This is a genomic window from Bradyrhizobium sp. SHOUNA76 (assembly GCF_023006445.1).
GTDB lineage: Bacteria > Pseudomonadota > Alphaproteobacteria > Rhizobiales > Xanthobacteraceae > Bradyrhizobium.
Genome location: NZ_JALBHA010000717.1, coordinates 1 through 2,394, shown reverse-complemented (window position 1 = coordinate 2,394; position 2,394 = coordinate 1). Strand labels below are relative to the sequence as shown.

Below are 2,394 nucleotides of genomic sequence, written 5' to 3'. Positions count from 1 at the left end.
AGCCGCACCGCAGGTATTCGAGCGGTTGCGCAACGCAATCATCGCCCTCGAACTGCCGCCCGGCGCCCCGCTGTCGCGCGCCGAGCTTGCTGGCCAGTTCGGCGTCAGCTCGACCCCGGTGCGCGATGCGCTGATGCGGCTCGAGGAAGAAGGCCTGGTCGACGTGTTTCCGCAGCATGCCACCGTGGTCAGCCGGATCGACGTCGATCGCGCGCAACAGGCGCATTTCCTGCGTCAGGCGCTGGAGCTGGAGATCGTCCGCCTGCTCGCAACCGGTCCCGAGGCGTCCCTGATCGTTCGCCTGGATCACACCATTGCATTGCAACAGCAATTCGCCAGGGCTGGCGACTTCGAGGCCTTCATGGCCGCCGACAACGATTTTCACGCCCAGCTCTACGTAGCTGCGGGCAAGCAGGATCTGTGGGCGCTGGTGCGCAGCCGCAGCGGACACAGCGACCGGCTGCGCCGGCTGCACCTGCCCTCCCCCGGCAAGGCCCAGAACATCGTGCGCCACCATAAGCTGATCACGCGCGCGATCGAGGCCGCAGACGCCGACGCTGCGCAACAGCACCTGCGCCAGCATCTGTCAGGCACGTTGAGCGAGCTCGACCGGATCCGGAGCAACTATCCGGAATATCTGACGGATTAGGCGCCCGGCGGGCAAACCCTATGCACGCAAGTGTGCATAAGCATGGCTCCCGGATTTCGGCTTAGGCGAGCATTCACCGGACATTCGCGAAGTGCTTGCAGGCTGGACGGAATCCGCGCAACAATTTCATCGTTGATGGATTTGGTTTGCGGCCGGTGGAACCTCCATCCGGCCCGGAGGAATTCAGACGTGGCCAACATCCTGATCGTGGATGACGACCCGGCCGTTCAAATCACGATCCGGCTGCTCCTGGAGAGGGCCGGTCATCACGTCACCGTCGCCGGCGATGGCCGCAAGGGACTTGCGCTGTTCGAGGCGGGCCGGTTCGATCTGCTGTTTCTCGACCTCTTCATGCCTGGCATGGATGGGCTGGAGACGATGCGTCACATCCGGGCGCTGGTTCCGGCCATTCCGATCATCGTCATTTCCGGCCGCTCGATCACGCCGGACACCTATGCAGAGCCGGATTTCCTGAAGATGGCGACCAAGCTCGGCGCCGTGGCAAGCCTGCAAAAGCCGTTCAGACCCGGGGCATTGCTCGCCGCGGTCGACGGCTGCCTGAAGGCGGGCGAGCCGGAGGGGTCCGATGTCAGCTCCGGCCACCGATAACGAGGGCTCCGCTGCTTCAGGCCAGATCGGCCGCGATCGTCCGGGAAGTCCTGCGAGCATCCCCCTGAGTCTCGCTACGCGGCTGGCCATCGCAATGATCTTGCTGGTGGCGGTCACCGTGGCCGCGGTCGGTTGGCTGGGCTTTCGCAACACCACGCAAGCGGTCATTCCGCGCGTGCTGGAGCGGGTCGAGGCCCAGTCGCGCCTGCTGGCAACCAACCTCGAAACCTACGTCGCCGGCGTGCGCGGCGATCTGATCGGCTATCGCGCCGCCGCTGCCATCAACGGCCTGATCCGCGCTCACGTCGGGGGCGGGATCGACCCTTCTGACGGTGTCTCGGAGCAAACCTGGCGCGAGCGTATAGCCACGCGGCTCGCGGCCGAGATCGAGGCCAAGCCCATCTACGCGCAATTCCGGATCATCGGCATCGACGACGACCAACGCGAACTGGTTCGCGTCGACCGCTCCGGCCCGGATGGAGCGGCAAGAATCGTCCCCGGCAACGAATTGGAACGCAAGGGCGAACGAACCTACTTTCAGGACACGATACGGCTGACGCCGGGCGAGATTTACGTTTCGCCCATCGATCTCGCGACCCGCAAGGGCGGCACCACGGACTCCCACGTTCCGACGCTGCGGGTCGCGACGCCACTGTTCACGCCGGATGGCAAGCCGTTCGGTATCATCATCGCCAATATCGACATGCGTCCGGCCCTCGACCACGTCCGCGCGACGGCGAACTCGGGGGGAGAGATTTACGTCGTGAATTCGCGCGGCGACTATCTCGTTCATCCCGATCACGCGCTCGAATTCGGTTCATTGCGGGGCCACCCCACCAACTGGCGCGATGATTTTCCATTCTTCTCAGCCTTGGTCGGCACCTCGGACGTATCCACGCGGCTCATGACCGACGGGTCGGGCCGGCCGAGCGGCGCGGCGATCGCGCCGGCATTGCTGGCAGGAAAGGAATGGATCGCGATCATCGTGACCATTCCCCCGTCCGTCTTCGGCCGTGTGCCGGCCGCCATTCAACAGACGTCCTTGCTGGTCGGCGTGCTTGCCGTCCTCGCCGCGGCTTCACTCGCGGTGCTGCTTGCGCGCTCATTGACTCGCCCGATCGGCCGCCTGACCGCGG

3 protein-coding genes are annotated in these 2,394 nt (G+C 65.2%); all 3 read left to right on the top strand.

Annotated elements, in window-relative coordinates; genetic code table 11:
• On the top strand, positions 1 to 649 hold a 649-nt coding region (locus MOV74_RS36090), incomplete at its 5' end, for a GntR family transcriptional regulator (protein ID WP_246932034.1).
• Between the two features lie 189 nt (positions 650 to 838).
• A complete protein-coding gene (locus MOV74_RS36085) occupies positions 839 to 1,258 on the top strand; it encodes a response regulator (RefSeq protein WP_246932033.1) in 420 nt (139 codons plus the stop codon).
• Positions 1,236 to 2,394 (top strand): cache domain-containing protein (locus tag MOV74_RS36080; RefSeq protein ID WP_246932031.1); only part of this gene is annotated, 1,159 nt, incomplete at its 3' end. The genes MOV74_RS36085 and MOV74_RS36080, both read left to right, overlap by 23 nt.